This is a genomic window from Pseudomonas sp. IT-P12, from assembly GCF_949767465.1.
In the GTDB taxonomy this organism is placed as follows: domain Bacteria; phylum Pseudomonadota; class Gammaproteobacteria; order Pseudomonadales; family Pseudomonadaceae; genus Aquipseudomonas.
Window position 1 is genome coordinate 554,856 of record NZ_CATKPY010000023.1, and the last position, 22,737, is coordinate 577,592.

20 protein-coding genes and 1 pseudogene are annotated in these 22,737 nt (G+C 62.8%); 13 read left to right on the top strand and 8 right to left on the bottom strand.

Translation table 11 applies throughout. The annotated features are described in order from the left end of the window. The first annotated feature begins 118 nt into the window (after positions 1-118). From ACM6IM_RS20645 to ACM6IM_RS20670, 6 genes are all read left to right on the top strand, one after another. Positions 119-1,186 carry a DUF2333 family protein gene (locus tag ACM6IM_RS20645; protein WP_414866165.1) on the top strand — a complete coding sequence of 356 codons (1,068 nt, stop codon included), beginning with the start codon at positions 119-121 and terminating at the stop codon, positions 1,184-1,186. A gap of 3 nt (positions 1,187-1,189) precedes the next feature. Beyond that, a complete protein-coding gene (locus tag ACM6IM_RS20650; protein ID WP_201193556.1) occupies positions 1,190-1,747 on the top strand; it encodes an NUDIX hydrolase in 558 nt (185 codons plus the stop codon). A gap of 231 nt (positions 1,748-1,978) precedes the next feature. After that, positions 1,979-2,350: a translation initiation factor Sui1 gene (locus ACM6IM_RS20655; RefSeq protein WP_192307802.1), complete on the top strand. Its 372-nt coding sequence runs from the start codon at positions 1,979-1,981 to the stop codon at positions 2,348-2,350. Between the two features lie 218 nt (positions 2,351-2,568). Beyond that, positions 2,569-4,482 (top strand): arginine decarboxylase, encoded by a 1,914-nt coding sequence (gene speA, locus ACM6IM_RS20660; protein WP_192307803.1) that lies wholly within the window; start codon positions 2,569-2,571, stop codon positions 4,480-4,482. 228 nt (positions 4,483-4,710) lie between these two features. Next, the gene (locus ACM6IM_RS20665; RefSeq protein ID WP_414866166.1) at positions 4,711-6,021 is read left to right on the top strand and encodes a contractile injection system protein, VgrG/Pvc8 family; all 1,311 of its coding nucleotides are present in this window, start codon (positions 4,711-4,713) and stop codon (positions 6,019-6,021) included. Continuing rightward, the gene (locus tag ACM6IM_RS20670) at positions 6,018-6,803 is read left to right on the top strand and encodes a DUF4123 domain-containing protein (protein WP_414866167.1); all 786 of its coding nucleotides are present in this window, start codon (positions 6,018-6,020) and stop codon (positions 6,801-6,803) included. Before ACM6IM_RS20665 ends, ACM6IM_RS20670 begins: the two co-directional genes overlap by 4 nt. Here ACM6IM_RS20670 and ACM6IM_RS20675 read toward each other — a convergent pair. After that, positions 6,797-8,146 carry an MATE family efflux transporter gene (locus ACM6IM_RS20675; RefSeq protein WP_414866168.1) on the bottom strand — a complete coding sequence of 450 codons (1,350 nt, stop codon included), beginning with the start codon at positions 8,144-8,146 and terminating at the stop codon, positions 6,797-6,799. The two genes, ACM6IM_RS20670 and ACM6IM_RS20675, sit on opposite strands and share 7 nt — an antisense overlap. A 73-nt stretch (positions 8,147-8,219) precedes the next feature. Continuing rightward, the gene (locus ACM6IM_RS20680) at positions 8,220-8,513 is read right to left on the bottom strand and encodes a hypothetical protein (RefSeq protein ID WP_414866169.1); all 294 of its coding nucleotides are present in this window, start codon (positions 8,511-8,513) and stop codon (positions 8,220-8,222) included. A 145-nt stretch (positions 8,514-8,658) separates the two neighbouring features. Between ACM6IM_RS20680 and ACM6IM_RS20685 the strand changes: the two genes are divergently transcribed. The 5 genes from ACM6IM_RS20685 (at position 8,659) to ACM6IM_RS20705 (ending at position 12,197) form a co-directional block, all read left to right on the top strand. Then, complete coding sequence (locus ACM6IM_RS20685; protein ID WP_192307808.1) at positions 8,659-8,961, top strand: MazG-like family protein; 303 nt, start codon at positions 8,659-8,661, stop codon at positions 8,959-8,961. Beyond that, positions 8,961-9,710, top strand: a complete 750-nt coding sequence (locus ACM6IM_RS20690; protein WP_201193549.1) for a methyltransferase domain-containing protein — start codon at positions 8,961-8,963, stop codon at positions 9,708-9,710. Before ACM6IM_RS20685 ends, ACM6IM_RS20690 begins: the two co-directional genes overlap by 1 nt. A 12-nt stretch (positions 9,711-9,722) precedes the next feature. Continuing rightward, a complete protein-coding gene (locus ACM6IM_RS20695) occupies positions 9,723-10,337 on the top strand; it encodes a DUF4136 domain-containing protein (RefSeq protein ID WP_414866170.1) in 615 nt (204 codons plus the stop codon). Positions 10,338-10,390: 53 nt separating this feature from the next. Beyond that, the gene (locus tag ACM6IM_RS20700) at positions 10,391-10,948 is read left to right on the top strand and encodes a DUF4136 domain-containing protein (protein WP_192307811.1); all 558 of its coding nucleotides are present in this window, start codon (positions 10,391-10,393) and stop codon (positions 10,946-10,948) included. Between the two features lie 466 nt (positions 10,949-11,414). After that, positions 11,415-12,197, top strand: coding sequence for a response regulator transcription factor (locus ACM6IM_RS20705; protein WP_414866171.1), 783 nt, complete (start codon positions 11,415-11,417; stop codon positions 12,195-12,197). Between the two features lie 56 nt (positions 12,198-12,253). Here ACM6IM_RS20705 and ACM6IM_RS20710 read toward each other — a convergent pair whose 3' ends face one another. From ACM6IM_RS20710 to ACM6IM_RS20725, 4 genes are all read right to left on the bottom strand, one after another. Then, entirely contained in the window at positions 12,254-13,924 is a 1,671-nt protein-coding gene (locus ACM6IM_RS20710) for a ShlB/FhaC/HecB family hemolysin secretion/activation protein (protein ID WP_414866172.1), read from the bottom strand. 119 nt (positions 13,925-14,043) lie between these two features. Further along, positions 14,044-15,453, bottom strand: coding sequence for a collagen-like triple helix repeat-containing protein (locus ACM6IM_RS20715; protein ID WP_414866173.1), 1,410 nt, complete (start codon positions 15,451-15,453; stop codon positions 14,044-14,046). A 223-nt stretch (positions 15,454-15,676) separates the two neighbouring features. Then, complete coding sequence (locus ACM6IM_RS20720; protein ID WP_414866174.1) at positions 15,677-16,531, bottom strand: MaoC family dehydratase; 855 nt, start codon at positions 16,529-16,531, stop codon at positions 15,677-15,679. Between the two features lie 4 nt (positions 16,532-16,535). Then, positions 16,536-17,888, bottom strand: coding sequence for a 3-oxoacyl-ACP reductase (locus ACM6IM_RS20725; protein WP_201193544.1), 1,353 nt, complete (start codon positions 17,886-17,888; stop codon positions 16,536-16,538). 238 nt (positions 17,889-18,126) lie between these two features. Between ACM6IM_RS20725 and ACM6IM_RS20730 the strand changes: the two genes are divergently transcribed. Together ACM6IM_RS20730 and ACM6IM_RS20735 are read left to right on the top strand one after the other, a co-directional pair. Next, positions 18,127-19,404 carry an acetyl-CoA C-acetyltransferase gene (locus ACM6IM_RS20730; RefSeq protein ID WP_414866175.1) on the top strand — a complete coding sequence of 426 codons (1,278 nt, stop codon included), beginning with the start codon at positions 18,127-18,129 and terminating at the stop codon, positions 19,402-19,404. A 134-nt stretch (positions 19,405-19,538) separates the two neighbouring features. Then, a complete protein-coding gene (locus ACM6IM_RS20735) occupies positions 19,539-20,330 on the top strand; it encodes an AraC family transcriptional regulator (protein ID WP_192307818.1) in 792 nt (263 codons plus the stop codon). 115 nt (positions 20,331-20,445) lie between these two features. Here the strand turns inward: ACM6IM_RS20735 and ACM6IM_RS20740 are convergent, their stop codons facing one another. Together ACM6IM_RS20740 and ACM6IM_RS20745 are read right to left on the bottom strand one after the other, a co-directional pair. Then, the gene (locus ACM6IM_RS20740; protein WP_412548023.1) at positions 20,446-21,213 is read right to left on the bottom strand and encodes a methyl-accepting chemotaxis protein; all 768 of its coding nucleotides are present in this window, start codon (positions 21,211-21,213) and stop codon (positions 20,446-20,448) included. A gap of 90 nt (positions 21,214-21,303) precedes the next feature. After that, positions 21,304-22,392 (bottom strand): annotated as a pseudogene (locus tag ACM6IM_RS20745) (cache domain-containing protein); the annotation flags it as partial. Positions 22,393-22,737: the final 345 nt, after the last annotated feature.

Sequence of the window (22,737 nt, forward strand, 5' to 3'; positions counted from 1 at the left end):
CTCGGGATGACGCGGCACTGTTTTTTTCCGATCACCCGACGACGGGTGCCGGGCCAAGGCACGTTGTTGTATGGTTGTGGTCGAAACGATGAACTCAAGTGATTGAAAGGATATCGCCATGCTGGACTGGAAGAACCGCGCGGGCAGCGCGCCTGAACGACCTGCTGAACCGAAGTCGGCCACCCGCAGTTACGTCGGTGGCCTGTTGTTCAGCCGGGCGCTGGCCACGTTGATCGGTCTCTACCTGCTTGTGACCATTGCGCTGGGCTGGTACTGGAGCCAGGAGCCGGCGCTGTTCCCGGTTCAACAGAACGCCCAGCTGGCCGCCGAGAGAGAAGGCAAGCAGATGGTCATCGGCTACACCACGGTGGAAACTCTCAAGACGGTCGCCGATACCCTGCTGACCAAACCGGGTGGCTATATTTCCAACGACCGCTTCCCGCCAGGCCTGTGGATGGATAACACGCCGAGCTGGGAGTACGGCGTGCTGGTCCAGGTCCGCGACCTGACGCGTGCCCTGCGCAAGGATTTTGCCCGTTCGCAATCGCAGTCCGCCGAGGACGCCGATCTGGCCAAGGCCGAGCCGCGTTTCAATTTCGACAACAGAAGCTGGGTGTTGCCCTCCAGTGAATCCGAGTACCAGGAAGGCATCGCTTCCCTGAGTCGCTATCAGGCGCGCCTGTCCGATCCGCAGCAGAAAAACGCGCTGTTCTACGCGCGTGCCGACAACCTGAACAACTGGCTGGGCGATGTCGGCACGCGCCTGGGTTCGCTGTCGCAACGCCTGTCGGCCAGCGTCGGGCGGGTCAAGTTGAATACCGCGCTGAAGACTGAAGTGGTCGCGCCGGGCGAGGTGCCGCAGGTCGACGAAGAAATCGTCGAAACCCCGTGGATGCAGATCGACAACGTGTTCTACGAGGCGCGCGGCCAGGCGTGGGCGCTGTCCCATCTGTTGCGGGCCATCGAGGTCGATTTCGCCGATGTGCTGGCGAAAAAGAACGCAACGGTCAGCGTGCGCCAGATCATTCGTGAGCTGGAAGCTTCGCAGGAGCCGGTGTGGAGCCCGATGATCCTCAACGGCAGTGGCTTTGGCGTGCTGGCCAACCATTCGCTGGTCATGGCCAACTACATTTCCCGGGCCAACGCGGCGGTGATCGATTTGCGTCAACTGCTCAATCAGGGCTGAGTCATGGTCGATAACGCGAGGGAGGCCGCCCATCGCGCGGCTTCCGATGCCGAACAGATCGCCTGGGTCGACGAGCAGGACAACCTGCTCGGCGCCCTGGTCCGCTCCGACCTGCGCGAGCGCGGTCTGATCGGGCGCGGCACCTACATCATGCTGTTCAACTCCGCCGGGGACCTCTGTGTGCATCGGCGCACCTTGAGCAAGGCGATCTATCCGGGTTACTGGGACGTGGCGGCGGGGGGCATGGTGCTCGCCAGCGAAACCTACGCCGAATCGGCCGCCCGGGAGCTGGAAGAAGAGTTGGGGGTGAGCGGGGTGGCGCTGACGGCCCACGATCACTTCTTCTTTGAAGACACGGGTAACCGGCTCTGGTGTTCGGCCTTTTCCGCGGTGTGGGACGGACCCTTGGTCCTGCAACCCGAGGAAGTGCTGGAAGCCCGCTTTATCCCGATTGATCAGGTCATGCTGGAAATCCAGCAAAAGCCTTACTGCCCGGACTCTTTGGCAGCCTTGAAGCGCTATCTGCGGGCTCATCGGGACGACGTCGCAAAAGAGGCATAAATTGGCGCCGATTGGCTCTTAGCAATCGGCGTTTTTGCCGTTACACTGCGCGACCTTTTCAAACTGTGACGGCGTGGGTTTTTGCTGTTTCTGTTTTGCAGGCGCGAGCCAGCTCGTTCCTGCAGCAGTCCAGCCGTTTCAGTAGCGCTGCCCCTGCCTGAGTGGGGCTTCGCGGTCGATAGCCTTGTCCAGGGCTGCGACCAGTCTTTGTCCTCCCATAGAGGATTGCCGGTGGCCAAAAAAGCCGCATCCTTCGCCGCCCTAGGTGGCCTGGTATTCTCCACCGACGCAGGTCGTCATTGCCCGGAATGCAGTCAACCGGTGGACGCCTGCATCTGCAAACAGACCGTTATCCCGGCCGGCGACGGCATCGCTCGCGTGCGTCGCGAAAGCAAGGGCCGTGGCGGCAAGACGGTGACCACCATCACCGGCGTGCCGCTGGCCGAAGACGCGCTCAAGGAGCTGGCCACCACGTTGAAGAAACGCTGTGGCACCGGTGGGGCGTTGAAGGACGGTGTCATTGAAATCCAGGGGGATCATGTCGAGCTGTTGTTGGGCGAACTGATCAAGCTCGGTTTCAAGGCGAAGAAGTCTGGCGGCTAGCAGCCTCTGTGAAGACCACCTGTGGCTTGATCCAGTCCCGAGATCCTCTGGTCTGGCGTCGTCACCATGGTTTTCACAGAGCCTGTTCCTGACCGGCTTCTAAACTCGTTGCGGTCGACGGGGTCTACCCCTTCGTTGACGAACCGTCATTTTCATCCTTTAGACTGCGCCGGCCTGAATCCAGGCGACGCTCTATGACTTCTTTATAGGGGACTTCAATGTCCGTACGACGCACACGCAAAGACGATGGCAGCCAATGGACAGTTGCGGACAGCCGCAGTGTTTACGGGATTCGCCATTGGGGGGCCGGGTATTTCGCGATCAATGACGCCGGTCGCGTCGAGGTTCGTCCGAACGGCCCCGACAGTTCGCCTATCGACCTGTTCGAGCAAGTCGACCAGCTGCGCCAGAGCGGCCTGTCCTTGCCGTTGCTGGTGCGTTTCCCGGATATCCTGCAAGACCGCGTGCGTCAGTTGACCGGCGCGTTCGACGCCAACATCGCGCGCCTGGAATACCAGAGCAAGTACACCGCGCTGTATCCGATCAAGGTCAACCAGCAGGAAGCGGTGATCGAGAACATCATCGCCACGCAGAACGTGTCGATCGGTCTCGAGGCGGGCTCCAAGCCGGAACTGCTGGCCGTGCTGGCCCTGGCACCGAAGGGCGGCACCATCGTCTGCAACGGTTACAAGGATCGCGAGTTCATTCGTCTGGCGCTGATGGGCCAGAAGCTTGGGCACAACGTATTCATCGTGATCGAGAAAGAATCCGAAGTGGGGCTGGTGATCGAGGAAGCCGCGTCGCTGAAGGTCAAGCCACAGGTCGGCCTGCGTGTGCGCCTGTCGTCCCTGGCTTCGTCGAAGTGGGCGGACACCGGTGGCGAGAAATCCAAGTTCGGTCTGTCGGCGGCGCAGTTGCTGTCGGTGGTCGAGCGTTTCCGCGCGGCCGGCCTGGACCAGGGCATTCGCCTGCTGCATTTCCACATGGGTTCGCAGATCGCCAACCTGGCGGACTACCAGCACGGTTTCAAGGAAGCGATCCGTTACTACGGTGAGCTGCGCAACCTCGGCCTGCCGGTGGATCACATCGACGTCGGCGGCGGTTTGGGCGTGGACTACGACGGCACACACTCGCGCAACGCCAGCTCGATCAACTACGACATGGACGATTACGCCGGTGTGGTGGTCGGCATGCTCAAGGAATTCTGCGACGCGCAGAGCCTGCCGCATCCGAACATTTTCTCCGAGAGCGGTCGTTCCCTGACCGCGCACCACGCCATGCTGGTGGTGCAGGTCACCGACGTCGAGAAACACAACGACGACGTGCCGCAGATCGAGAACAAGGAAGCACTGCCGGAAACCGTGCAGTGGCTGGTCGACCTGCTCGGCCCGACCGATATCGAAATGGTCACCGAAACCTACTGGCGTGCCACGCACTACATGAGCGACGTGGCCGCCCAGTATGCCGACGGCAAACTGACCCTGGCGGAAAAAGCCCTGGCCGAACAATGCTACTTCGCGGTGTGCCGTCGCCTGCACAACTCGCTGAAGGCGCGCCAGCGTTCCCACCGTCAGGTGCTCGACGAACTCAATGACAAGCTGGCCGACAAGTACATCTGCAACTTCTCGGTGTTCCAGAGCCTGCCGGACACCTGGGCCATCGGCCAGGTGTTGCCGATCCTGCCGCTGCACCGTCTCGACGAGGAGCCGCTGCGTCGTGCCGTGCTGCAGGACCTGACCTGTGACTCGGACGGCAAGATCAAGCAGTACGTCGACGAGCAGAGCATCGAAACCAGCCTGCCGGTGCACGCACTGAAGGACGGTGAAGACTACCTGCTGGGCATCTTCCTGGTCGGGGCCTATCAGGAAATTCTCGGCGACATGCACAACCTGTTCGGTGACACCGACTCGGTGAACATCTACCAGAATGCCGATGGCAGTGTGTACCACGCGGGTATCGAAACCCACGACACCATCGAAGACATGCTGCGTTACGTGCACTTGTCGCCGGAAGAGTTGATGACTCATTACCGCGACAAGTGCGCCAGCGCCCGTATCTCGGCCGCCGAGCGTACCCAGTTCCTTGACGCCTTGCGTCTGGGCCTGACCCGTTCGTCTTACCTGTCGTCCTGACGTCAGTCCACGCCAGGCTGTCTGAAAATGTACCGCTTGCTGCGGGAATTTCAGATGGCCTGGGTGCGGCGTTTCTCCATTTTTCCGGGAAGTTACTCCGACTTCCGGCCATCAAAGTCATATGGTCTTCTTTTCGCGTAGGCCATTTCCTAAGTTGTACTTCAGCACTCTACTCGGCCATGTCTCTCGGCGAGAATCCCCGGCCGCCCCTCCTGTAGAGAATCGCCGATGTTCGATCCAGTCAACGAGCCCTCATTTCGTCTGGATATAGCCGGTCTGCCTGAGCCTTTTGAAGTCCTGGCCTTTACCGGTAGAGAAGCGATCAGCGAGCCCTTTGCGTTCGACGTGGATCTGCTGATCGAAGACCCGGCGCTTGACCTCGCCAGTTTGCTGTATCGACCGGCCGCGTTGCATATCGGACCCCAGAACCGAGCGATACAAGGCCAATTGCACGAACTGGTCCAGCGTGACCATGGCATCAGCGCCCGGCTCTGCCAGGTGCGACTGGGGCCGAAGCTGGCGTGTCTTGACCAGCGCTTGAGCCAGCGGATTTTCAATGCGCTGTCGGTGCCAGAGATCCTCGATCAGGTGCTCAGAGAGCATGGCATCGTCGGCAGGGACCGGCGCTTCGAGTTGGAAGGCGATTACCCGCCGCTGGATTTCTGTACCCAATATCGAGAGTCGGATTTGCAGTTTCTTCATCGCCTCTGCGCCCAGGCATCACTGCATTACCACTTCGAGCATCAGGAGCGTGGACACTGCCTGGTGTTTGGTGATGGTCACGGGCATTTCCGTGCAGGCGCGCGTGCCCCGTTTCGGGTCGATGGCGAGCGTCCGGGCGTGCGCCAGTTTCAACTTCAGGCGGGTCAGTGCCAGGCACCCGGTGCTGAAGGTTGCAGCGATCTGTCGGCGTTGCGCAGCGGGTATTCGATGGCGTTGACCGGTCATCCGGTCGCCGAGTGGAACCGGCGTTGGCTGCTGACCCACGTCGAACACCAGGGCCGCCAGGATCCCGTCGAACCCTACACTAACCAGATTCGTGCCGTGCCCTGGCCGGCCCCCTTCGACTCGCCACGAGCTCCCGTGAAACCGCGAATGCACAGTCTGCAACGGGCCTGGGTGGTGGAAGTCGAGGAGCTTCGGCCGGATCCGTCCCGACCGGTCGCCGTCCAGTTCGACTGGCTCTATCAGGGCGAAGGTGCCAGCCCCAGCCATTGCTGGTTGCCGCTGGCCGGCGAACTGCAAGGCTCGAATGCCTTCAGTGAGGGCACCGAAGTGGTGGTGAGCTTCATCGAGGGCGATCCGGACCAGCCGATGATCTGCGGTTTTCTGCCCACGCCGGCGGCGGTTGAAGAGCTTGGGGTGATGCCGGTGTCATTGGCGGGGTCGGCCGGTGAAGGCATGCTGGAACAGCTGCGCTCGGGCGAGCCCTTGGTGGTGTTGTGCCTGATGCCCGGTGGCGGCAGTTTCAGCCATTGCTGCGAGGTGTTGTGCACCTGTCGGGCGCTGACCCGGTCTGGCCAGAGCGGTGTGGCATGATCGGTGCGACTGCGCAATGGCTGTTGCTGGATGTACCGAGTGTCCCCCAGGCGCGGGCGCTGTTACAAAAGGCGTTACCCCTGGACCGCTGGCTCTGGTTGTTCGAGGGCACGCAATGGCACACGTTGCGTGAGCACGGCCCGGCGCTGATCGATCTGCGCCAGTGCCCGGCGCTGGCGCAGGCGTGCTACGGCCAGGCGCAGGTCTGCCGTGGCCTGCTCATCGTCAGCGAGGCACCACCCACTCGATTGCTCGAGCATTTGCGGCGCATGCTCACCGTCACGCTGGGGCTGCACCACCGAGCCCTGCTGAGTTACTACAACCCGAACACGGCCAGCTATTTTTTTGATGCCTGCGATGCCCGGGAGCTGAGTCGCTGGCTGGGCCCGATCAGCCAGTTGCATTGGTTCGGCGGGACCTGGGCCGACCGGGCGTTTGGCAGCCAGGGGTGGCAGCAGTTGCTCAACCCGGCGCTGGCCGTGCGTCCTTTGGCCGTCGAAGAAAGCCTCAGCCTGCGTCAGCGGGAGAAGCTGCAGGTCTGCCTGCTGGAGCAGCATGCCTGGCGCTGGAGCCAATCCACCGGGACCGACTACCAGCGTCTGTGGGCATACCTGCAGGAAGGGCTGGCGCTGGGGTTTAGCGATCGGCCGGTGCTCGATGGCTGGTTATGGCTGCGCCTGCAGCACCCGACAGCCCCGCTGGTATTGCCGCTGGAGGGGCTGACGCAACAGGAGCGCCTGGACAGCCTGAGCCAGCGCTGGCAGGACGACCGGGCTCAATGACTTCGCCCGGCGAACCAGCGATCGTGCTTGCGCAACGACCAGGCGATGGCGCCGAGGGTCAGGCTGCGCAGCACCATGAACAGCAGGAACGCGATCCACAGGCCATGGTTGCCCAGGCCTTGCAGGGCCCAGGCAAACGGCAGGATCAGCAACACCGCCAACAGCATGCCGTTGCGCATTTCCCGGGCTCGGGTGGCACCGATGAACAGGCCGTCGAGCACGTAGCTCCAGACCGCGATCAACGGCAGGGCAGCCAGGTAGGGCAAGTAGATGAAGGCGGTGTCGCGCACGCTCTGGATGTCGGTCTGCATCTCGATGAACAGGTGCCCGGCGAACAGGAACAGCGTGGCAAATCCCAAACTGGCCAGCAGCGACCAGCCGCAGGCCACGACCAGTGAGCGGCGCAGGGCGTCACGATCGCGCGCGCCGATCGCATGCCCGCACAGCGCTTCAACGGCGTGGGCCAGGCCATCGAGCGCATGGGCGGTCAGCAGCAAGCCGTTGAGCAACAGGGCGTTGGCGGCAACAGTGGCGTCACCCAGCCGCGTGCCTTGTACGGTGATCAGCATGAACACCAGTTGCAGCAACAGGCTGCGGATGAAGATGTCGCGGTTGACGGCCAGCAGCGGGCGCCAACTCCCCCACAGCGTCAGGGCGGCCCAGGCGATCTGGCCGGGGTAGGCGCGCAGGGCTTTGCGCGTCAACAGCAGGCCGATCAGGGCGCCGGTCCATTCGGCGATCACCGAGGCCCGGGCCGAACCGGCCACGCCCCAGTCCAGTCCGAGGACAAACCACAGGTTCAGGGCAATGTTCACCAGGTTGGTGCTCAGCAGGATCGCCAGCGGCGCCCGGGCGTTCTGGGTGCCGAGGAACCAGCCGACCAACGCGTAGCTGGCCAGCGCGGCCGGCAGACCGAACAGACGCGTGTGGAAAAACTCGCGGGTCATCTGGCCCAGTTCCGCCGAGGGCTGCATGAAGTGCAGGGCGATACTGCTCAGCGGAATGCCCAGCGCACCCAATACGACGGCCAGCGCCATGGCCAGCAACAGCCCCTGTAACAGGATCTGGCGCAGCGCCGTACCATCGGCTCGGCCGGCGGCCTGGGCGGCAAAACCGGTGGAGCCCATGCGCAGGAAGCTCATGGCCCAGGCCAGAAAACTGTAAAGGCTGGCCCCGACCGCGACAGCGCCCAACTGATGGGCGTGGGGCAAGTGGCCGATGACCGTGCTGTCGACCAGGGCCACCAGCGGCACGGAAATGTTCGAGAGAATCATGGGGGCGGCGAGCGCCCAGACCCGGCGATGGGTGGGGCGGTCGCGCCAGTCGGCGATCAGGTTGGACATGCAGGCTCCTTGCAGAGCCGGCATTGTAGCGATTCATCCGGTGTCCGCGCCGATCCGTTGCAAGGGGGCGGTGTCAGTGAATGATCCAGCTCAGCAACCACAGCCCCAGCAGCAGCCAGATGATGCCCATGATGATCGATGCATTCATGAACGCCCGGATCGCTGACCACAACAGCATGAGGCCGACAATCAAGGCAATGATGCTGACGATCGACGTGTCCATGCCCAGCGTGCGGGACAACCCTTCGACGAAATTGCTTCCTGCGTTGCTCAGCAGATTGAACAGGCCGCTCAAACCGTCAACGATAAAGCGGATGACCGAACCGAGTACCTGGCCGAGCGATTCGAAAAAGCTTTCTACCTGCATGTCATTAACGTCCTGATGTCAGTGGTTGAGCCTTGGGCCACGGATGGGCGCGGCGAGTTCCGTAGCCGGATCGATTGAGTATGGCGCAAGAAACTTGCCTTCAGGGGGTTATCCCCCCGAAGCTATACGCCTTCAGGAGAGCCCGATGAACCTTGTTGAACTGACCGAACGCCTGCATGCCATCCGTGACCGCAATGACTGGCGGCAATTTCACAGCCCGAAGAACCTGGCCATGGCCGCGAGCGTGGAAATGTCCGAACTGGTGGAGATCTTCCAGTGGCTGAGCGAAGACCAGTCGCGCCAGCTGCCGGCGGATCAACTGGCCCACGCCGGGCAGGAAGTTGGCGACATTGTGTTGTATCTCCTGCTGCTGTGCAGCGAGCTGGGGTTGGACATGAACGAAGTGGTGCGCAGCAAGCTTGCCGACAGTGAGCGGAGGTTCAGCTGATGAGCGACCGTCATTTCGATCAACTGGCGACCCGCTTCGCCGAGAAAATCTACGGCGGGGCCAAGGGGGCGATCCGCCTGGCGGTGTTGCAGGCCGACCTGGCCGAGGCCTTGCCGGATCGACCGTTGCGGGTGCTCGACATCGGCGCGGGCCTGGGCCACATGTCATTGTGGCTGGCCCAGCGTGGTCATGAGGTCACGCTGGCCGAACCTGCCGAACCGATGCTCGAAGGCGCTCGCCAGCGATTCGCCGAGGCCGGGCAGGCCGCGACATTCATTCAGGCGCCCTGGCAGGATCTGCTCGGCCAGCTCACCGAACCCTACGACCTGGTGCTGTGCCACGCCGTGCTGGAGTGGCTGGCCGAACCCCATGCGATTTTGCCGGTGCTGCATCAGTTGACGCGACAGGGCGGCTGGCTGTCCCTGGCCTTTTACAATCGTGATGCGCTGATCTACCGCAACCTGCTCAAGGGCCACTTCCGCAAAATGCGCAAGAACGACATGGCCGGCGAAAAGCAGAGCCTGACCCCGCAACAACCCCTTGATCCGCGTGAACTGGCGGCGCAACTTGAAGGCCTGTGGCAGGTCGAAACACAGAGCGGGGTCAGGGTTTTCCACGACTACATGCCCGTGGAGTTCCAGGCCCGTGCCGAATTGGTCGACTTGCTGGAAATGGAACTGGCCCATCGACGTCACCCGAGCTTTGCCGGGCTTGGGCGTTACCTGCACTGGATGTGTCGGCCGATCTGATCGGAGTGCGAAATGAAAAGTCGTTCAGGGTTACTGTTGATCTGCCTGGGCCTGGCCGCCTGCCAGGGCAGCAATCCGTATGTGGCGAGTTCGAAGCCCTTGCCGCCGGCGCCGCCACAAGCGGCCACGACGTTCGACCGCAGCGCCTACCCGGCCGCGCCTCGAGACTACGGCCGTTATCGCAGCTGGGCCTGGCTCAATGGCACGCTGCCACCGGGCACGGCGTGGGCCGACTCGGCACAGGTCGCCGAGGCCGTGAGCAATGCCCTGGATCAGCGTGGTCTGCGGCCGCTGCATGACAATCGCCCGGCGGACCTGTTCGTCAGTGCCAATCTGCACCTGGAAACCCGCCTGCGCCAGTATCGGGACGACTATGGTTATTACGGCGGCGGGTATGGTGGCTACAACCGTTACGGCAGCGGTTATGGCCTGTACAACACGGTACCGATCGTGCGGACTTACTCGGAACAGGTCGTGGTGGTGCAGGTGAACCTGTTCGATGCGCAAAACGGTCAGCCGGTGTGGAGCGCCAGTGCCGAAACCAGCAGCAAGAGTAGCCAGAGCGCGCAAGCCGATGCCATTCGGGAGGCTGTGGAAAAAGCCATGTCGGCGTATCCTCCCAGTTAGCTTCTGCAATAAGAAGCATTGCGCAGGTTCATGTCTTCAACCGGAGAATCATCATGTTCCGCCGTCTCGTTCTACTGGTCATGGCCGTACTCCTGAGTGCCTGTGCCGCCAACCAGGTCAATCATGACTTCGATGCCAGCCGCGATTTTGCCGCCTATCGCAGCTGGAGCTGGAAAGACCCCGTCCTGCAATATCGTCCCGATGACCCGCGGATCAAGAGCGACCTGACCGAACAACGCATCCGCCAGGCGGTCACCGAGCAACTGGACCAGCGCGGCTTGCGCCCGGCGGCGGCAGGCAGCAAGGGTGATGTGTGGGTGCAGACCTATCTGATCGTCGAGGACCGCCAGCAACAGGTCACCACCAACTACGGCGGCGCCTGGGGCAATCCATGGAATGGCTACTGGGGCGGTCCGATGTACAACGAGACCCGCAACATTTCCTACAAGGTGGCGACCATCCAGGTCGATCTGCTCGACGGCAAGGACGGCAAACTGGTGTGGCGCGGCAGTGACGAACAGATCCTCAGCAGGACACCGAACCCTTCGGATCGCAGCACGGCGATCCAGGATACCGTCAGGAAAATCCTCGCCAACTACCCGCCGCGCTGACCCCGGCCCTGAAAAACGCTGGGAGCGAGCCCGCTCGCGATAGCGATCCATCAGTTACATGATGCGCCGTTATCGCGAGGGGACTCGCCCCCGGCGTTTTGGCCTGCCTCGAAGTTGTGAAATTAATGACAGCCTTGACTCTGCGACGGACGGTGCAGGCCTGATCGTGACGCTGACTTGATGTCAGGTTCGGCTAGTGTGCACTGGCCATCACTCGCGCCAAAAGTCTGTCTATATGCAAGTCAAAGACTTAAAGGTGTACTCGATTTGTCGGGCTGAAAGTGTCAAACAAGCGGCGATCAGTGCGCTTTGTGCAGTCGCTCTGTTCCGGCTTCTTGATGTGGATCCAATCGCCAGGCGGTGTATGACAGAGTCGGCAAGTGCGTCTACTTTCAAGACAGTAGTTGTACAACCAGTGACGGGTAGTACAGAAAAGGTCAGGCTTTGACCCGGAAAGGAGCTGCAATTGAACAAGTCGGTGTCACCGGTAAAAGTCCTCGTCGTCGATGATCAGCCGTTGATTGTTGAGATGGTCTGCGAATTTCTGGAGGGCAGTGGTTATCGCTGTGTGCCTTGTGAGTCGAGCCAGGAAGCGGTCGAACGTTTCAGCGAGGACGTGGACGTCGGCCTGGTGCTCTGTGATTTGTACATGCCGGGGCTGGACGGGATTGAGCTGGTGCAAGAGCTGCAACGGTTATCCGGCAAACACCGGGTTTTCGAGGCCATCATGCTCACCGGTCACGCGGAGAAGCAGGATCTGATCAAGGCCTTGCGGGCCGGGATTGCCGATTACTACCAGAAACCGGTCAACCTGGCCGAAATGCTCGAAGGTATTCAGCGTCAGGAAAGGGTCCTGCAGGAGCGACAAAAAAATGTGCAGTTGGGGCAGTTGAGCCAGAAGCTGCAATACCTGTCCGCCTCGATCGATGACTTGTATCAGGACCTGGACAAGATCCGCCACAGCCCACAGTTGCCGGAGGAGGTCCAGGGGGATGCCGGTGACACGGACGAGGGTGAGATCCCGGCCATCTTCAATCAGTTATCACCCAGGCAGCTGGATGTGGCGCGGCTGGTCGGCAAAGGGCAGACCAACTATCAGATCGCCTGTGAACTGGGCATTACCGAGAACACCGTGAAGTTGTATGTGTCGCAAGTGTTGCGGCTGACGCACATGCACAACCGGACGCAACTGGCTCTGGCGCTGTCGCCGAGCCGTTCGGGTACGCGCCAGCGGGACACTACGCACTGATCCAACCCTTGTCCCTGTGGAAGCGAGCAGGCTCGCCCCTTCAGGAACAAGGCCCGTCACAGCTGATAACTGAAACTGATGCTGTACCTCGGTTTGCGATTGAACGTATCCAGGGCTTTTTCCGACATCGGTTTGGCTGCCTCGAGCGCAATGTTGTAGTACTTGGCATCGCCAAAGCGCACACCCAGCGCCGCCGATGAGAGGTCGTTGCCCTTGACCGGCAATTGGTTGAACCAGGTCCTGGCGCGGTCCAGCACCATGTACGGCTGCACAATCCTCAGCCAGTTCGCGTCGCGGTTGAAACTGTAGTTCAACTCGTAGGCCACCCCCCAACCCTTGTCGCCGGATGCCTGGTCGTCGGGGTAGCCACGACCGAAGTTCTGCCCGCCGAACACGGCGCGCTCGCTCTCGGGCAAGCTATCGTCGCTCCAGTACAAGGCGGCGGACACCACACCCTGCCAGTTGTCGAAAAACTTGTCGCTTTGCACCCCCGACAGGCGCACACGGAAGAAGTCCAGGTCCAGGGCGGTGTCGTTGGTGCGCGCGCCCATGCCGTTGATGCCCTGATACAGGCCGCCGCTGAGAATCCGCAAGCGGGTCTGATCGGCCTTGCGCCAGTCGCTTTCCACGGCGACAGCGCGAATGTCGCTGCGTTGCTCCAGGCTCAGCGGCAGGCCGACCACCTGGTAGCGGGTCCTGTCGTTGACCGCATACAGCCGCGCGCCGGCGCTGAGTATCTCGTTGGGGCCGGCAATCAGCGGATGGCTGAAGCCGAGTGAGTAACGGTCGTTTTCCCGGTGCGGCTTGAGTTCCAGCCCGTTGTCCAACGGCACCCGGGTGCCGGGGTCTGCGCGATATCGCGAAGCAGACAACGCCAGTTGCGTGCCTTCGGCATTGAGGAACTGGTTGTAGTCGAGGCGATAGTAATGCTCGGCGTCATCGCCCGGTGGAAAAAGCCCGCTGAGGCTCAGCTGTTCGCCCATGGCCGTGTGGGAGTTGCTGCTGACGCCGAGCAGCGCCTGGGTGCCGTTGCGGTTGTCCTCGGTGGCGTTCAGGCTGCTGGTGAAGGACTTGCGGCTGGCCTGCACGGCGAGGTACGCCGCACCGTCGGTGGTGCCCGGCGGCGGTACCTGGGCCTGCAGTGTCACCCCGGGAATGCGGCTCATCAGCGTGGTGTAGCGCTCGAAGGTCTTGCGCGTCAGCGGCCGTTCCGCCTGGAGTCTGGCCACCAGTTTGTCCAGCAGCCCCTTGACCCGTCCGACGTCGCCCTGCAACTGGTAATCCTTGATATAGCCCTCCACCAGCACCACCCGTGCCACGCCATTGTCGAAGGGTTGTTGGGGCAGGAAGGCATAGGACAGCAGGTAGCCGTCCTGTTGATAACGGCGGGTGATGTTGCGGGTCGCCTCGATCAGCTCGGCGACGCTGCTTTCGCGGCCTAGCAACGGCTGATAAAGCGCCGCCAGTTCGCTGAGCGGGTAGATCGTGCCGCCCTCGATCTGCACGGTCCGGAGGGTGAGCCGGGTGCCCATCAGCAAGGGTTGGGCCTGCGCTGCACCGGGTTCCGGCACCTGCAGGGGCGCGGCGGTCGGGCGGTAGGCGTCGGCGGGCAGGTTGGGGACGGGGAGGTTGCGAATCGTGTCGTTGCTGTTGAGAAAACTGGGAAGCGAGTCTGCGAGGGTGCAGGAGCTGACGGTGAGCAGTAGCAATGACGCCATGACGCGCATAAGACATTCCCTGTTCTATTCGCTGCGGGGTTCATGTCCGGGAATGACGGCGCAAGACCGGTGATGAGTCTTGCGCCGTCAATCAGGATGGGCGCTATCGTTGAGCAACCGGATGCCAACTAGCGTTTATTGCCCAGCCCTCCGAGCAGACCGCCGCCGCCCGTGCCGCCGTTGACCAACCCGCCCGCAGCAGTGACGGTGTTGCCCAACGAGGTCACGGTGTTGCCCAGCGAGGTGCTGACCGGGTTGGCATTGCCGGCGGCAATCGCACCGCCAAGGTTGGCGACTGCACCACCGGCCTGGCCGGTCAGGCTGGCGACCGGACTGCCGAGGCCGGTGGCGGCGCCGACATTCTGAGTCACGCCGCCAACGGCGCCCACCACCGGGCTCAGCGCTGTGCCGAGGTTGCTGCCGACGCTGGCCAGCGGTGCCGTCGGCCCGAGGTTGGCAACACCGGAACCGCCCAGTGCGCCGCCGACACTGGCAACGAGGTTGCCGCCCGCAACCGCGTTACCGCCCGCTGCGTTGATCACGGTATTGCCGCCGTTGAGGCCTTGGCCAATATTGACCACGGCGCCGCCCACGGTTTCCAGCAAGCCATTGCCGCCCGCGCCTGAACCGCTGCCATTGGCGACCAGGCCGCCGGCCTTGCCAACTGCCGTGCCAGTATTGCTCAGCGCGTTACCCAGGGTGTTGGTCACAGGATTGCCCTTGCCGGCATCGGTGACCTTGTCACCCACGCCATCGACGGTATCCCCCACTTTCTTGATCACACCCTTGAGCGGCTCGCCCAGCCCGGTGGCGTCGCCGACCTTATCGGTGGTGTTTTCCACCATGGCAATCACCGGTACCAGTGCATCGCCGGTTTCCTGGGTGACTGAACCCAGGGGACCCGTGGTGGTGGCTGTGCTCAGGGTGTCGCCGAGCATCGTGACTTTCTGGCCGACGCCATCGAGCACCGGCGCGACGCGAGTCACGACGCCACCGACCACCGGGATGCGGTTGGTGGCCGTGTCGAGTTTGCCACTGACGTCGGAAACGCCATTGCCGACATCCTGTACCACGCCGCCCACCGCCGAGGCGGTGACGCCGAGGCCGTTCGGATCTGTGCCGAGCTTGCCGACACCGTTGGCCAGGCCGTCACCCAGGGTGGTCACCACATTGCCCGCGGTGTTGGCCACGCTTTGCACCACGCCGCCGGCCACTGGAATCGAGCCCAGGGAATCGCCGATCTGGCCCACGCCATCGCCGAGGCCGCTGACGGTGGTGCCGACATCCTGAACCAGCGTGGTGGTCACCAGTGGCGTCGCCGTCGGTGGGGTCGTGCCACCGCCGCCAGTTCCACCGCCGCCACCCGAACCGCCGCCCGAGCCATCGCTGCCACCGCCGCCCGCGCCGGCCGAGCTGTCAGGTGAGCTGCTGCCGGAACTGCTGTGATGACCGCCACCGCCACTGCTGCAACCGCCCAGGCCCAGTGACAGGATCAGTGCCAGAGCCGTTGCCGATTTACACCACGCTGGATTTTTCATGGAGAGATTCCTTGCACCTGTAACAACGCCGTGGTTTCGATAGCTCGCCGTGACTGCCGGCGATGCTGCCTTCGTCCGTTGTTTACATAAAAGGCGCAAGCGCTCTGGGACGCCATTCTCCAATTGGTATTAACACCTTGGATAATGGCGTAGGAAGAGGGTGCCGGGGCTGATCGTTCCCACTCGGAGCGTGGAAACGATCAAGGACCGGGGGCCTGAAACGTCAGGCGATCGGTCGCCAATGCCCCACCATGTGCTCAAGATCGCCGGCACCCATAAGCTGAAAATCGCCGCTGGACCCGGCTGCACTGGCGAGCAGGATGACCTCGCTGGGCAGCCTCACCGGTTTACGAAACTGCACCGCGATCTCGATATTTGCCGTCGGCAAATGCTCGGCCAGCGCCGCAAGGGTGCGAGCCTTGATCCACAACCCGTGGGCGATGGCCGTGGGGAAACCGAACAACTTCGCGCTCGCGGCGCTGAGGTGAATCGGGTTGTAGTCGCCGGACACTTTGGCGTATTGCCGACCGATGTCCGTGGGGGCTTTCCAGCGAGTCACTTCGCTTTGCGCCTGTGAGGTCGTCCATTCTTCCTCGACCGGCTCACCCTCGAGCTTCACCCCGCGACAGAGCATCCGGCTCTGCGCTTCCCACAGAGGTCCCAACTGATCGTCCAGCGTCGTCAGCAGATCGAACGTCGCGCCCTTGGCGTGGGGTTGCAGGTTCTCCACTCGTACGCCGATCCTCACGCGGTTCACCCCTCCCAGGGGGCGCAATACGCTTATCCGGTTGCTCAGGTGAATCAGTCCCAGCAGCGGAAACGGAAAGGCCTTGGCCGTGAGCAATTGCATCTGCAATGCAAACGCCAGGATGTGTGGATAGGTGGGCGGCAGCAGTCCATTGTCGGCGAAGCCGCAAACGGAACGGTAGGCGGCCAGGCGTTTGGCATCGACATCGACCCAGCAGCGTAAACCGGTGTCGGGTAATGTGCTGCCCGTGATCTTGCGTCGTGTTGCGGCCCGCGCATACAACCCTGGCAAGCCAGGTTCGCGGTCGAGGGTGTGCCAGTCGGTGATCATATCGTCAGGCCCCCAGAACGCTTTGGCCGCAGACCCGCAGCGCCTGACCGGTGAATGCGCCGGTACCCGGTTGCGCCAGCCAGGCCACCGCTTCGGCCACGTCCTGTGGCAAGCCACCCTGGCCCAACGAACTCATGCGCCGACCCGCCTCACGCAAGCCGAACGGAATGTGCGCGGTCATCTGTGTCTCGATGAAGCCGGGGGCCACCGCATTGATGCTGATCCCACGCTCATTGAGCTGCGGCGCCCAGGCTTCGGCCAGGCCGATCAATCCGGCCTTGCTCGCCGCGTAGTTGGTCTGGCCGCGATTGCCGGCGATGCCACTGATCGACGCCAGCAGAATCACCCGGCCGTTGTCGCGCAAGGTGCCGCTGTCGAGCAGGGCCCGGGTCAGCACTTGTGGCGCGTTGAGATTGACCGCAAGCACTGCGTCCCAGAATTCCGGGGTCATGTTGGCCAGGGTTTTGTCCCGGGTGATGCCGGCGTTGTGCACCACGATATCGATCCCGTCAGGCAGGTGTTCGATCAACTGCGCAGCGGCGTCCTCGGCGCAGATGTCCAGGGTAATGCCGCGCCCGCCGAGGCGTGCGGCCAGCGCTTCGAGATCGGTTTTGGCCGCTGGCACATCGAGCACAATGACCTGGGCGCCGTCACGGGCCAGGGTTTCGGCGATGGCCGCACCAATACCCCGCGCCGCGCCGGTGACCAGTGCCTTGCGGCCCGCCAATGGCCGCGTCCAGTCCGTCACTGGCGTGTCGCAGGCGTCCAGGCGGATCACCTGTCCGGACACGAAGGCGCTTTTGGGCGAGAGGAAAAATCGCAAAGGCCCTTCCAGTTGGTCCTCGGCGCCTGCGCCGACATGAATCAGCTGCAGGGTGCCGCCGCTGCGCAGTTCCTTGGCCAGCGAACGGCTGAAGCCTTCGATGGCACGTTGCGCGCTGGCGGCGAAGGGATCACTCAAGTCCTGCGGGGCGCGCCCGAGAATCACCAGGTGCGCGCTGTGATCGAGGTTTTTCATCAACGGCTGAAAGAACTCGCGCAACTGCTTCAGCGCATCGGTGTGCACCAGGTCGCTGGCGTCGAACACCACCGCCTTGAGTTTGGGGCCGTGGCCGGGAATCCACGGGGTGGCCATCGAAGGCTCCGTTCCGTAGCTGTAGATCGCATCGGTCAGACGGTTGGCGAAAGCGCTGACTTTCTCCGCCAGCGGCCCGCCGCCGATCAGCAGCGCCCCCTCGACCGGCCGCAACCGGCCGGCTTGCCAGCGCTCCAGCCGCACGGGTGACGGCAGACCCAGGGCCCCGACCAGTCGATGGCCGATGGACGAATTGGCGAAGTCGATATAGCGGTCAGACATGGAACGCGCTCCGGTAGCTGGGGTTCAAAGTGTGGACCACGAATGGCAATCGGTCGTTCGATTCCCGAGATAAAGCCTACGCTTGTGCTTTCAGGCGGACGAAACCGCCCTGTGGGAACGGGCCTGCTCGCGATGGGGCCCTGTCAGCCAACATGCCTGTCGCCTGATCAGCCGCCATCGCGGGCAGGCTCGCTCCCAGCGGGGGAACGCACATTTTTCGATTCAGAAGGAGCTTTTCATGACTCAGTTGCGCCGCGTCGCGATCATTGGCGGTAACCGAATTCCATTCGCCCGCTCCAATGGGCCTTACGCCACCGCGAGTAACCAGGCCATGCTCACCGCAGCGCTTGAAGGCCTGATCGAGCGTTTCAACCTGCATGGCCTGCGCATGGGCGAAGTGGCGGCCGGTGCGGTGCTCAAGCATTCCCGGGACTTCAACCTGACCCGCGAATGCGTGCTTGGCTCGCGACTGTCACCGACCACCCCGGCCTATGACATTCAGCAGGCGTGTGGCACCGGCCTGGAAGCGGCCTTGCTGGTGGCCAACAAGATCGCCCTGGGTCAGATCGAGTGCGGCATTGCCGGCGGGGTCGACACCACGTCCGACGCGCCCATCGGCATCAACGAAGGATTGCGCAGGATCCTGCTGCAAGCCAATCGGGCCAAGACCACGGGCGACAAACTGAAGACCTTCCTGCAACTGCGCCCCGGTCATCTGATCCCGGAGTTTCCGCGTAACGGCGAGCCGCGCACCGGGCTGTCAATGGGCGATCACTGCGAGTTGATGGCGCAGACCTGGAACATTGCGCGCGCCGAGCAGGATCAACTGGCGCTGGAGAGTCATCAGAAGATGGCGGCGGCATATGCCGAGGGCTGGCACAACGACCTGATGACACCGTTTCTCGGCCTGACCCGCGACAACAACCTGCGCCCGGACCTGACCCTGGAAAAACTGGCCTCGCTCAAACCCGCCTTCGAGAAAAGCGCCAAGGGCACGCTGACCGCCGGCAACTCGACGCCACTCACCGACGGCGCATCGCTGGTGCTGCTGGGCAGTGAGGCGTGGGCCAAGGAACGTGGTTTGCCGGTCCTGGCCTATTTGCGTGACGGTGAGGCCGCCGCCGTGGATTTCGTCAAGGGGGCCGAAGGCCTGCTGATGGCGCCGGTCTACGCGGTGCCCCGCTTGTTGGCGCGCAACGGCCTGACCCTGCAGGACTTCGACTATTACGAAATCCACGAAGCCTTCGCCGCGCAGGTGCTCTGCACCTTGAAAGCCTGGGAAGACCCGCAGTACTGCCAAACCCGCCTGGGCCTCGACGCACCGCTGGGCACCCTCGACCGCGGCCGGCTCAACGTCAAGGGCAGCTCGCTGGCGGCGGGGCATCCGTTCGCGGCCACCGGCGGGCGCATCGTCGCGAACCTGGCGAAGTTGCTCGATGTGGCCGGGAAGGGGCGAGGATTGATTTCGATTTGTGCGGCGGGTGGGCAGGGAGTGACAGCCATCCTCGAACGCTGACCAATGCTTTCGGCCGACCCCTGACCCTGTGGGAGCGGGCAAGCCCGCTCCCACAGTGATCGTTGGTGTTGATTGGAAAGGGCACTTGCCCTACCGTCCCACGCATCATCCACCTGGCAACACAAGGCCCCCGAATGGCGACTAACGGACAGCTTTCCCTGGAGCGCGCCATTCCAGTGCTTGGCGCCTTGCCACGCCCGCTCTATGCCCGGGTAGAAAGCCTCAACGCTGGCTCTTGGACCCCCGCCCATCGCCACGACTGGGTGCAGTTCTCCTACGCGATCAGCGGCGTTCTCGGCGTGCACACCGCCGAGGGCAGTTACTTTGCGCCGCCGCAGTGGGGGATCTGGATTCCGGCGGGGGTCGAACATCAGGTGGTGACCTCGATGCGCGCCGAGATGCGCAGCCTGTATGTGCGCCGCGAAGACTGCCGCTGGGCCGAGGACCGGTGTCGGGTGCTGGAGGTGACGCCGCTGGCGCGGGAGCTGATCAAGAGTTTTTGCCAACTGCCGGTGGAGTATCCACCAGGCGACAGCCCGCAGGCGCGGCTGGTCAGCGTGTTGCTGGATCAACTGGCGAGCCTGCCGGAAGTCGGCTTCTCGCTGCCGTTGCCCCGTCATGAGCGGTTGTTGGCGCTGTGCAACGAGTTGATCGAAACCCCGGAGCACGACGTGACCTTGCAGGAGTGGGCGCAGCGCCTGGGGACGTCGCAGAAGACGCTGATGCGCCTGTTCCAGCGTGAAACCGGCTTGAGTTTCCGGGGCTGGCGCCAGCGCATGCGATTGCTGTCGTCGTTGAGCCTGCTGGAGGAGGGCGGCAGCGTGACCGATACCGCGTTGGCCTGTGGCTATGACTCGACGTCAGCGTTCATAGCGGCGTTCAAGGGGTTGTTCGGCTTTACGCCGGGGGAGTTGTTCCGCCAGTAGGATCGGCGCTGTCTCCTGTGGGAGCGGGCTTGCCCGCGAAGGCAGAGTGTCAGTTGTCACACGTATCGACTGGCACACCGCAATCGCGGGCAAGCCCGCTCCCACAGGGAGGATGTCAGGTCTTGAAGCGTCGAACCAACCCGTCCAGTTCACTCGACAACCCTGCCAAACTCTGGGAATCCAGCCGCGCCGAGTTCGCCAGTTCCGCCACCAACTGCGCATCGCCGTGAATCTGGCTGATGTGCCGGTTGATGTCCTCGGCCACCTGGTGCTGCTCTTCCGCTGCCGTGGCGATCTGGGTGTTCATGTCGCGGATCACGTCCACCGATTCGCGAATTTGCCCGAAGCTGCTGCGCGCCTCGCCGATGCGGGTCACCGACTGCTGCGACACTTCCAGGCTCGCGTGCATCTGCTGGGTCACCTCGCTGGTGCGTTTGGCGAGGTTGCCGAGCAGGCCGTCGATTTCCGCCGTGGAGTCGGCCGTGCGTTTGGCCAGCGCCCGTACTTCATCGGCCACCACCGCGAAACCGCGACCTTGCTCGCCCGCCCGGGCGGCTTCGATGGCGGCGTTCAGCGCCAGCAGGTTGGTCTGTTCGGCGATCGAACGGATCGTCCCGAGAATCGACTGGATGTCATTGCTGTCGCGCTCCAGTTGTTGCATCGACTGCGCCGACTGTTCGATTTCCTGGCTCAGGCGATCAACGCTGTTCACCGCGGCATCGATCTGCTGCTGGCCTTCACGGGCCTGGCGCTGGCCGCTGTCGGCCGACTCGGCGGCCTGGCTGCAGGAGCGCGCGACCTCGTTGGCGGTGGCGACCATTTCGTGGAACGCGGTGGACACCATGTCCACGGCTTCACGTTGACGACCGGCCGCCTCGGCCATGTCGTGGGAGACCTGGGTCGAGCTCTTGGAGGTGTCGAGGATTTTGCTCGCGGCGCCGCCGATGCTCTGAATCAGGTTGCGAATCGCCGCCAGGAACTGGTTGAACCAGTTGGCCAGTTGCGCGGTTTCATCGCGACCACGGATTTGCAGGCTCTGGGTCAGGTCGCCTTCACCCTGGGCGATGCCTTCCAGGCCGCTGGCCACGCCGCGGATCGGACGTACGATGAGGCTGGCGAAACTGGCGCCGACGATGGCGAAGAACACGGCCAGCACGGCGGCGATGATGGCGATCAACCAGGTCAGTTGGGTGGCCGAGCTCATCACTTCGCTTTGCTTGATCAAGCCGATGAAGGTCCAGCCCAATTGTTCCGACGGCCAGACGTTGGCCATGTAGCGCTCGCCGTTGAGTTCGACTTCCACCAGGCCTTTGCCTGCCTTGGCCAGTTGTGCGTAACCGTCACCGAGGCTGCCCAGGGCTTTGAAGTTATGCTCCGGCTGCTTCGGGTCCACCAGCACGGTACCGGTGTTTTCCAGCAGCATCAGGTAACCCGATTCGCCCAGTTTGATCTGCTTGACGATCTCGGTGAGCTGCTTGAGCGAGACGTCGATGTTGACCACGCCGCCCTGGGCCCCCAGCTGGTTGGCCACGGCGCGCACGGTACTGACCAGCACCGCGTCATCGCCGGCCCAGTAGTAGGCTTCGGTCCGCACGGTCTTGCCCGGGTTGGCCATCGCCGTTTTGTACCAGGGACGAATGCGCGGATCGTAGTTGGACATTTTGGCGTCGCCCGGCCAGAACGCATAACCACCGCTGGCCAAGCCGTAAGACACGTACGAGTAAGCCGGATGGCTGGCGGCCAGGGCCGCGAACAAATCAAACAGTTTGGTGTCGATCTCGGTATCGGGGATCTGCGCGGCGTCAGCGCTGACACGGCTCTTCACGCTGGCGTCGGCCGTCTTGACCAATGGCTGGTTGGCCAGGTACTCGACGTTCTGGCTGATGCCGTCGAAAAACAGCTGCATGGCGTTGCTGACCTGACGAATCTCGCGGCCGCTGCCGTCGACGAAGTCGTCCTTGGCATCGCTGCGCAGGTTCAGCACCACCAGGGTGGCGACCAGTACCACGGGCAAGCAGGCGATGATTGCAAACGCCCACGTCAACTTCTGTTTGATGTTCATCCGCGCTCCATATTTTCTTGTAACCCACGTAGTGCAGAGGACTCGCGGAATTATTGGCAGCCATAAACGGTGTTGTTGATCCCGATCCTGGGACGCCGTCGTTTTCTATCGAAACGAGTGTCGGACAATTCACTTTGTTACTGATGACTTCGGCTGCCCGAGCGGGAAATTGAGGGTTCTCAGAAAAAATCCTACGAAAGGAGCCGTCTGGTACGTCAGATCATGTCGCCATTACCGGAGCATCCCTTCTCCAACAAGTGCTGCGTGCTCGGCTATGATCCTTGGCGGTTGATGGACATCGGCGGAATTTGTCAGGTTTTTCGGCACATTGTGTGCATCTGCAGC

What these genes read in the sequence shown, in the direction of transcription:
- ACM6IM_RS20645 (WP_414866165.1), top strand. Translation starts at nt 119, where the DNA reads ATGCTGGACTGGAAGAACCGCGCGGGCAGCGCGCCTGAACGACCTGCT.
- ACM6IM_RS20650 (WP_201193556.1), top strand. Translation starts at nt 1,190, where the DNA reads ATGGTCGATAACGCGAGGGAGGCCGCCCATCGCGCGGCTTCCGATGCC.
- speA (WP_192307803.1), top strand. Translation starts at nt 2,569, where the DNA reads ATGTCCGTACGACGCACACGCAAAGACGATGGCAGCCAATGGACAGTT.
- ACM6IM_RS20665 (WP_414866166.1), top strand. Translation starts at nt 4,711, where the DNA reads ATGTTCGATCCAGTCAACGAGCCCTCATTTCGTCTGGATATAGCCGGT.
- ACM6IM_RS20670 (WP_414866167.1), top strand. Translation starts at nt 6,018, where the DNA reads ATGATCGGTGCGACTGCGCAATGGCTGTTGCTGGATGTACCGAGTGTC.
- ACM6IM_RS20675 (WP_414866168.1), bottom strand. Translation starts at nt 8,146, where the DNA reads ATGTCCAACCTGATCGCCGACTGGCGCGACCGCCCCACCCATCGCCGG.
- ACM6IM_RS20680 (WP_414866169.1), bottom strand. Translation starts at nt 8,513, where the DNA reads ATGCAGGTAGAAAGCTTTTTCGAATCGCTCGGCCAGGTACTCGGTTCG.
- ACM6IM_RS20685 (WP_192307808.1), top strand. Translation starts at nt 8,659, where the DNA reads ATGAACCTTGTTGAACTGACCGAACGCCTGCATGCCATCCGTGACCGC.
- ACM6IM_RS20690 (WP_201193549.1), top strand. Translation starts at nt 8,961, where the DNA reads ATGAGCGACCGTCATTTCGATCAACTGGCGACCCGCTTCGCCGAGAAA.
- ACM6IM_RS20695 (WP_414866170.1), top strand. Translation starts at nt 9,723, where the DNA reads ATGAAAAGTCGTTCAGGGTTACTGTTGATCTGCCTGGGCCTGGCCGCC.
- ACM6IM_RS20700 (WP_192307811.1), top strand. Translation starts at nt 10,391, where the DNA reads ATGTTCCGCCGTCTCGTTCTACTGGTCATGGCCGTACTCCTGAGTGCC.
- ACM6IM_RS20710 (WP_414866172.1), bottom strand. Translation starts at nt 13,924, where the DNA reads ATGCGCGTCATGGCGTCATTGCTACTGCTCACCGTCAGCTCCTGCACC.
- ACM6IM_RS20715 (WP_414866173.1), bottom strand. Translation starts at nt 15,453, where the DNA reads ATGAAAAATCCAGCGTGGTGTAAATCGGCAACGGCTCTGGCACTGATC.
- ACM6IM_RS20720 (WP_414866174.1), bottom strand. Translation starts at nt 16,531, where the DNA reads ATGATCACCGACTGGCACACCCTCGACCGCGAACCTGGCTTGCCAGGG.
- ACM6IM_RS20725 (WP_201193544.1), bottom strand. Translation starts at nt 17,888, where the DNA reads ATGTCTGACCGCTATATCGACTTCGCCAATTCGTCCATCGGCCATCGA.
- ACM6IM_RS20730 (WP_414866175.1), top strand. Translation starts at nt 18,127, where the DNA reads ATGACTCAGTTGCGCCGCGTCGCGATCATTGGCGGTAACCGAATTCCA.
- ACM6IM_RS20735 (WP_192307818.1), top strand. Translation starts at nt 19,539, where the DNA reads ATGGCGACTAACGGACAGCTTTCCCTGGAGCGCGCCATTCCAGTGCTT.
- ACM6IM_RS20740 (WP_412548023.1), bottom strand. Translation starts at nt 21,213, where the DNA reads ATGGCCGAGGCGGCCGGTCGTCAACGTGAAGCCGTGGACATGGTGTCC.